The sequence below is a fragment of the Thiobacillus sp. 65-1402 genome (genome assembly GCF_001897685.1).
In the GTDB taxonomy this organism is placed as follows: Bacteria; Pseudomonadota; Gammaproteobacteria; order Burkholderiales; family Thiobacillaceae; genus Thiobacillus.
Window position 1 is genome coordinate 1 of the sequence record NZ_MKUG01000135.1, and the last position, 6,484, is coordinate 6,484.

The following is a 6,484-nucleotide window of genomic DNA, read 5'->3' on the forward strand; positions in this document are numbered from 1 at the left end:
ATTCAAGTGGAACCATAACGCCGTGATGCGTGCCGGCGGGCACGACCTGGCCCGTCTGCTCGGCACCCGGCTGGTCGCCATCGCCCATCGCCGCCCGGCCAGGCCGCAACGCACCTAGACGCGCAGCGGCGCTGCCCGGACGGCCATCCGGTCAGCGACGCTCGAACCGGTAGTACTGGCGGTCGAGGTAGCGAACCACCTCCTCGACCTCGTCCCTGCTCCAGCGCAGCTGCAAATAATCCGCCCAGCGCCGCACCTGTTCCCGCAATTGCGGCAGCGACCGGGCCAGCTGCCGGCTGCGGATGTGAACCACGCTTTCGTGGCAGGCCATGCAGTGATTCTCGTAAAGCATCTGGCCGCGCGGCGACGCCGCGGGCAAGACGGGCGGCTGCCGCGATTCGTGAGCGGGCGGCGCGTCCTGCTCCGGGGCGGGCGATGGCGGCAGGGCGCGCGGGCTCGCCCAGGCCGGAAAAGCCAGTCCCAGCGAAAGCAGCACGGCATGAACGATATGTTGTGTCCGCATGAAGTTTCCCCCTCGTTGTCGGCTTGCGACAAAGCCGGTCCCGGAAACCGGGACCCTACTCGACCCGATTGCGCCCGTTGCGCTTGGCGCGGTAAAGCGCGTCGTCGGCACGGCCGAGCAATACCGCACCGGATTCGCCCGCCTGGTGCACGGCGACGCCGAAGCTGGCCGTCACGCGCCCGACCTGATCGAATTCGGCGTGCGCCAAAGACCTGCAGATTCTTTCCGCAATCCCGCGTGCAGCCGCCAGATCGGTTTGCGGCAGCAGCACGGCGAACTCTTCCCCGCCCCATCTCGCCAGGACGTCGACTTGGCGCAAATGGCTCTGGGCGTGCTGCGCAACCGCCTTCAGCACGGCGTCGCCCCGGTTGTGTCCCCAGGTATCGTTGATCCGCTTGAAATGGTCGATATCGAAGAGCAGAACCGAGAAGGGCGTGGCGGGCGACCGCTCATGCCGCTGCTGCTCGTCGAGCAGCAGGGCTTCGAAGCGCGTGCGATTGGCCATCCCGGTCAGCGGATCGGTCGCGGCGATGCGCTCCAGCCGCACCGTCTTGCGCTCCAGCACATCGATGATCTCGCGCAATTCCTGCGCATGATGGCGCATCAGGTCGGCCCAACGGCTGTAGGCGACGCCGATCAGATCCTGCTGGGTGATGATGCCGATCACGTCCCTGCTTGCGGGGTCCTGCACCACCAGCCGCTTGAAATGCTTTTCGCGCAAGGTCGACACCGCTTCGGCCACGGTCAGGTCGTAGGTCACGGCATGGAGCGGGGACGACATGTGCAGGTGCAGCGGGTCGGTCAGCGCCACGCCGTCGTGCAGCAGGCGAATCGCATCCTGGGTCGTCACGATGCCCACCGCGACTCCCCGGTCGAGCACGATCACCGCGTCGTCCGAATCCACCAGCAGCGCCAGCGCCTGGCCAAGCGGCGCATCGTGCGGCAATTTCTTGATCGCATGCCGGCGCAGCAGATCGCGCAGCTGCTGGCGCTGGAGCATCAGCTGCGGGTCGAGGCTGCCGAGAATGTCGGTATTGGACACGATGCCGAACAGGCTACCCGCCGCGTCGACCACGGCGGCATAGCCGTGCGGGCCGTCGAACAGTTCGAGCACGTCCAGGAGACTGCTTCCCTTCGCAATGCCGGGAAGCGGGTGATAGCCGGCCTCGCTGATGGCGATGTCGAGATTCGGCATCGAGAGCCGCAGCCGCACCACATCGGACGCGGTCAGCAGGCCGAAACCGCCGGACGCCTCCTCGACCACGATATTGCGGACCGCGCTCTGCGACATCTGCCGCAGCGCGTCACGCACGGCGAGCCGCGCCGGCACGCTCACGATGTCGGTCGTAGCCAATTCATCGACAAGAGGAAAAAACATGGATGCCTTCGCTCGCTGCCCGCCCGGCCGCGCCGCGCGGATTCCGTCATCCGCTTCGGTCTTCCCGGCCCGCCTAGAATCTTTGTCTGAAACCAACGACACTGTAGCGCAAGTGCGCCGCCACCGGGAATCCGCTGGACGCAGTCATGCCGGCCGTTCCCGTTCGGCCCGGGCGGCCGGGCCGGCGGCCGGCTGCAGGCCCAGTTTCCCGCAGAGGACCCGCCGCAGCGCCGCGTTCGCCGCTTCCCGCAAGCTTTCCAGTCGGGCATGGATGCGGTCCAGCTTGCTCGCGGTGATTCTGCCGATGTCTTCGACGACCAGCATATGCTGTCCCGCGAAGGCATCGGCATAGAGCGTTTTGAACGCCCGCGACAGCTGCCTCGCCTCGGCCCGCTGCTGCGCTTCGAATCTTTCGCAAAAGTACTCGTAGCACACCAGCGGCCTGCCGTAGCTGAGCCGGCATCCCGAGCCCGCCACATGCCAGCCGACGTCAACGCTGTATCCCTCGACCAGGGGGCCCAGCAGGAAGCGCAGGAAATCACTGTCCAGGCTTTCCCGGCACATCGCCTCCTTGCAGCAGACGCTGGTGCAGCTGGCGCAGGGGATGTCGTCCTGCAAGGCGGCCAGGCTTTGCAGTATGGATTCCACTTCGATGTGAACCTCCCTGATCCCGTACAGCCGTTCGCTGAACCTCCTGCCATCCGGGGTCGCAACCCGCGAACCTGCCCGTGTCTTTGCCATGCACGCACCCGCCCTTTCCTGGCTGCCCCTTCGATTCGGCCCGGAGCCTGACTGCCGATACCTCCACGCCTGTTTCATTATCCGCTCTGCGAGAATCCGCAGCCCGTTCAACGGCCGGCTTCCCCCTGCCGCGGGTTCACCCCGGCCGGAATGAACTGATATGCTCTCGCCGACAACTACATAAACAAGTCTATCGAGGAGCCCTGGATGGGCAAGGAAACCTTTCTCGCACGGCAACCCATCGTCGATGCCGAACATCGCCTGTTCGCCTACGAACTCCTATTCAGGCAATCGATGGCCGCCGTCTCGGCCCAGATCACCAATCAGCTGCAGGCCGGCGTCGAGGTCATCGGCAACACCCTCTGTCTCGGCCCCGACTGGCTGCTGCACGGCAGGCTCGCCTTCATCAACCTGGACGAAGCCACCCTGATGAGCGACTTCGTCTGCCTGCTCCCGCCCCGCCACGTGGTCTACGAAATCCTCGAGACCGTTCCGGTCACGCCGGTGCTGATCGCCCGCATCCAGGAACTCCGGCAACTCGGCTACCGCTTCGCCCTGGACGATTTCGTCTGCCTGGACGAGTACCGCCCGCTGCTGCCGATGGTCGACTTCGTGAAGCTCGACGTGCTCGAACAGCCTCCCGAAAAGACCGTGGAAATCATCGCCCACATCCAGCTCAACTTCGCCGGCCAGTTCATCGCCGAAAAGGTCGAAACCCGCGAGATGTTCGAGCTCTGCCGCAACAGCGGCATCCAGTATTTCCAGGGCTATTATTTCGCCCGCCCGGAGAACCTTGCCAACAAGGCCATCCAGCCGGGCCAGCTGGCCGTTCTCGAACTGATGAACAAGGTCCGCGTCTGCGAAGACCTGGGCGAAATCGAAGAGCCGCTGCGCCGCAACGCCGCCCTGACCCTGCGCCTGCTGCGCTACGCAAACTCCGCCGCCACGGGCCTCCAGCAGCAAGTCCACACGGTGCGCCAGGCACTGACCCAGGTCGGCCTGCAGACGCTTTATCGCTGGCTGGCACTGCTGCTGATCACCGCCAACCCGGCGCCGACCAATGCCCTGACGGCGCGCACCGCGGTGACGCGCGGGCGCCTGTGCGAACTGCTCGGGCAATCCAGGCTCGACCGCGGGGCGCAGGACGAGCTGTTCATCACCGGGCTGTTTTCCCTGGCAGAACCGCTGCTGGAAATCCCGCTCGCCCATCTGCTCGAACAGCTCTCCATGCCCGCCCCCATCGTCCAGGCCCTGGTCCACCAAACCGGCCCCTATGCGCCCTTCCTGAAACTCGCCGAGGCTTCGGAACGCAGCGATTTCGGGCAGATCGCCCGCTACGCCGGCGCTATCGACTGCAGCCCGGAAGAAGTCAATCTCGCCCAGCTGCAATCACTTGCCTGGACCGAGGAAATGACCGGCGAAGCGGGTGCGGCGGCAGTCGACCCCGCCACTCCCAAAGCCGGGCGGCGATAGCCCCGCCTGAAAATGGGGTGCGCGCTCCGCCCCAAATGAATCGAGGCGCAGCCTCCTGCGCCTTGATTCATTCCGCCGCTCGATTCCATCTCAAACCCGCTTGTTTCCGGGCCGCCGGCAAACCGGCTTCAGCCCTTTCGCAGCTGCTGCCGGTACACCAGCGCCATGATGGCCAGGCTGGCCGATTTGCTCAGGTCCTTGAACTGCACGCCCATGGTGTGCACGGTCGCCCCCTTCTCCGTGCGCGATTCGGCGCCGCGCATCACCACGTCCGCCCGGATCTCTTCCTCTAGGTCGTCGCCCATCCTTACCCTGAAGCCGACCAGAAACCGGGCATTCTGGGGACAGGCGACGGGTTCGGGCAGCACGAGCTTGGCGCCGCCTGCGCTCAGGTCCTTCAGAACGACATTCAGGCAGTTGCCGCTCACCGGATCCTGCAGGGTTGCAGGCAGATCGACCAGCGCGCGCAGCGCCCTCCTGATCTTGGTCGCGTATACCAGCCCGGGATACTCCAGGTGCAGGTGCGGCATCGGCTGCATGTGCGAGACCAGCACCCGGGTCCGGAAGCTGAACAGGCTGGTGCCGGAAAACGTCTTGACATTGAAAAGCGCGCCGTCCTTGACCAGCAGCGGCTTGCCGGAAACGACCGGCGTGGCCACCACAATGGCGCGGCTCTTCAGATAACCGATCAGCACCGCGAGCATGTCGGTCCCCACCACTTCAAGGGCAGAGTGCAGCTGCAGCACCTCGCCTGGCTGCAGCGCGAGATCGTCGAACTGGACGGGGTCGCCCGCCGGCTTGGCCTTGCCGTCGTCGCGCGGCCCAAGACCCATGGGCGGAATGTCCGGCCTGGGGCCGTTGTGCCTGGCATGGGAGTCGGCCTGCCGGAACAGTCCGCGCGCGACCATGGCGGCAATCTGCGCCTGGGTAGCGGGGGCCATGCCCTCCTTGAGCAGCAGCACGCCGTTGCCGTCATACACGGCCCAGCGCAGGGGCTTGCCGGCCTCGATTTCGGAAGCGTGCACTGGGATGGTGTTTTTCCTCGGATCGCTCATGGGCCTGAAATTTGTTTTTATGAAATTCCGGCGTCGGTTCTTGTGGTTTTTCGCCCCCGGTTCAATTCTTAACGGCTAAGCCGATGAGACTTTTAGGTTTTTTCCTCACCGAGCAGAAGCCAATGGAAACAAGCGGGGGCGCAGCCCAAGCGGGCCCGGCGTCGCAAGAGGCGGTGCGCCGGGTTTGAGGATATTCGGCATAATGCGCAACCCGACCCCTTCCACCCGGCCTCGCGACGCGGCGGCCGCTTCATTCAGCCGATCGAACCATGCTTCCTTCCATCGAACAACGACTCGCCGCCGAGATCGCGGCCAAACCCGCGCAAGTCGCCGCTGCCATCGCCCTGCTGGACGAGGGGGCGACGGTGCCTTTCATCTCGCGCTACCGCAAGGAGGCGACGGGCGGCCTGGACGACGCCCAGCTGCGCCTGCTGGAAGACCGGCTGCGCTACCTGCGCGAGCTGGAAGCGCGCCGCGCGGCCATCGTCGAATCGATCGCCGAACAGGGCAAGATGACGCCGGAGCTGTTGAAGGCGATCTCGCTGGCGCCGGACAAGGCGCAGCTGGAAGACCTCTATCTGCCCTACAAGCCGAAGCGCCGCAGCAAGGCGCAGATCGCGCAGGAGGCAGGGCTGGAGCCGCTGGCGGATGCCTTGCTGGCCAACCCGACGCTCGATCCCGAAGCAGCAGCAGCGGCGTATCTGCGCGCTCCCTTCACCACCGAGCAGGGCGACAACCCCGGCGTTGCGGACGCCAAGGCCGCGCTCGACGGCGCGCGGCAGATCCTGATGGAGCGCTTCGCCGAGGATGCGGGCCTGCTGCAATCCCTGCGCGAATACGTGCAGGAACACGGCGTCGTCGAATCCAGAGTGCGCGAGGGCCAGGAAGCGGCAGCGGAAAAGTACGCCGACTACTTCGACTATTCGGAAACGCTCGGCACCATCCCATCGCACCGCGCGCTGGCGCTGTTCCGCGGGCGGCGCGAGGACATGCTGGAGGTGCGGCTGCGCCTCGACAGCGAAGAAGAGCGGCCGGCCTGGAGCGCGCCGCACAATCCCTGCGAGACGCGCATCGCCAGCCGCTTCGGCATCCAGAATCTGAACCGCCCCGCCGACCACTGGCTGATGGACACGGTGCGCTTCACCTGGCGCGCGAAGAGCTTCATGCATCTGGAGCTGGAGTTGATGGGTGCGCTGCGCGCCCGCGCCGAAACCGAAGCGATCAACGTGTTCGCGCGCAACCTCAAGGATCTGCTGCTCGCCGCCCCCGCCGGGCCGCGCGCCGCCATGGGGCTGGACCCCGGCATCCGCACCG

Annotated in this window: 6 protein-coding genes; 2 read left to right on the plus strand and 4 right to left on the minus strand. The window is 65.9% G+C overall.

Annotated features, from left to right (window positions below; translation table 11 throughout):
- Positions 1–151 precede the first annotated feature (151 nt).
- From BGO62_RS10750 to BGO62_RS10760, 3 genes are all read right to left on the minus strand, one after another.
- Positions 152–523 (minus strand): hypothetical protein, encoded by a 372-nt coding sequence (locus BGO62_RS10750; protein ID WP_296642198.1) that lies wholly within the window; start codon positions 521–523, stop codon positions 152–154.
- 55 nt (positions 524–578) lie between these two features.
- Positions 579–1,901 carry a diguanylate cyclase gene (locus BGO62_RS10755; protein ID WP_296642200.1) on the minus strand — a complete coding sequence of 441 codons (1,323 nt, stop codon included), beginning with the start codon at positions 1,899–1,901 and terminating at the stop codon, positions 579–581.
- A gap of 144 nt (positions 1,902–2,045) precedes the next feature.
- On the minus strand, positions 2,046–2,642 hold the full coding sequence (locus BGO62_RS10760; RefSeq protein ID WP_296642202.1) for a hypothetical protein: 597 nt from the start codon (positions 2,640–2,642) through the stop codon (positions 2,046–2,048).
- Positions 2,643–2,849: 207 nt separating this feature from the next.
- Here BGO62_RS10760 and BGO62_RS10765 point away from each other — a divergent pair, with 207 nt between their 5' ends.
- The gene (locus BGO62_RS10765) at positions 2,850–4,115 is read left to right on the plus strand and encodes an EAL domain-containing protein (RefSeq protein ID WP_296642203.1); all 1,266 of its coding nucleotides are present in this window, start codon (positions 2,850–2,852) and stop codon (positions 4,113–4,115) included.
- Positions 4,116–4,243: 128 nt separating this feature from the next.
- On the opposite strand, the gene BGO62_RS10770 is transcribed toward BGO62_RS10765, so the two are convergent.
- Positions 4,244–5,140 carry a flagellar brake protein gene (locus BGO62_RS10770; RefSeq protein ID WP_296642205.1) on the minus strand — a complete coding sequence of 299 codons (897 nt, stop codon included), beginning with the start codon at positions 5,138–5,140 and terminating at the stop codon, positions 4,244–4,246.
- A gap of 299 nt (positions 5,141–5,439) precedes the next feature.
- Between BGO62_RS10770 and BGO62_RS10775 the strand changes: the two genes are divergently transcribed.
- On the plus strand, positions 5,440–6,484 hold a 1,045-nt coding region (locus tag BGO62_RS10775), incomplete at its 3' end, for a Tex-like N-terminal domain-containing protein (RefSeq protein ID WP_296642207.1).

Coding starts and splice junctions, on each gene's coding strand:
- BGO62_RS10755 (WP_296642200.1), bottom strand. CDS start 1,901: ATGTTTTTTCCTCTTGTCGATGAATTGGCTACGACCGACATCGTGAGC.
- BGO62_RS10765 (WP_296642203.1), top strand. CDS start 2,850: ATGGGCAAGGAAACCTTTCTCGCACGGCAACCCATCGTCGATGCCGAA.
- BGO62_RS10760 (WP_296642202.1), bottom strand. CDS start 2,642: ATGGCAAAGACACGGGCAGGTTCGCGGGTTGCGACCCCGGATGGCAGG.
- BGO62_RS10750 (WP_296642198.1), bottom strand. CDS start 523: ATGCGGACACAACATATCGTTCATGCCGTGCTGCTTTCGCTGGGACTG.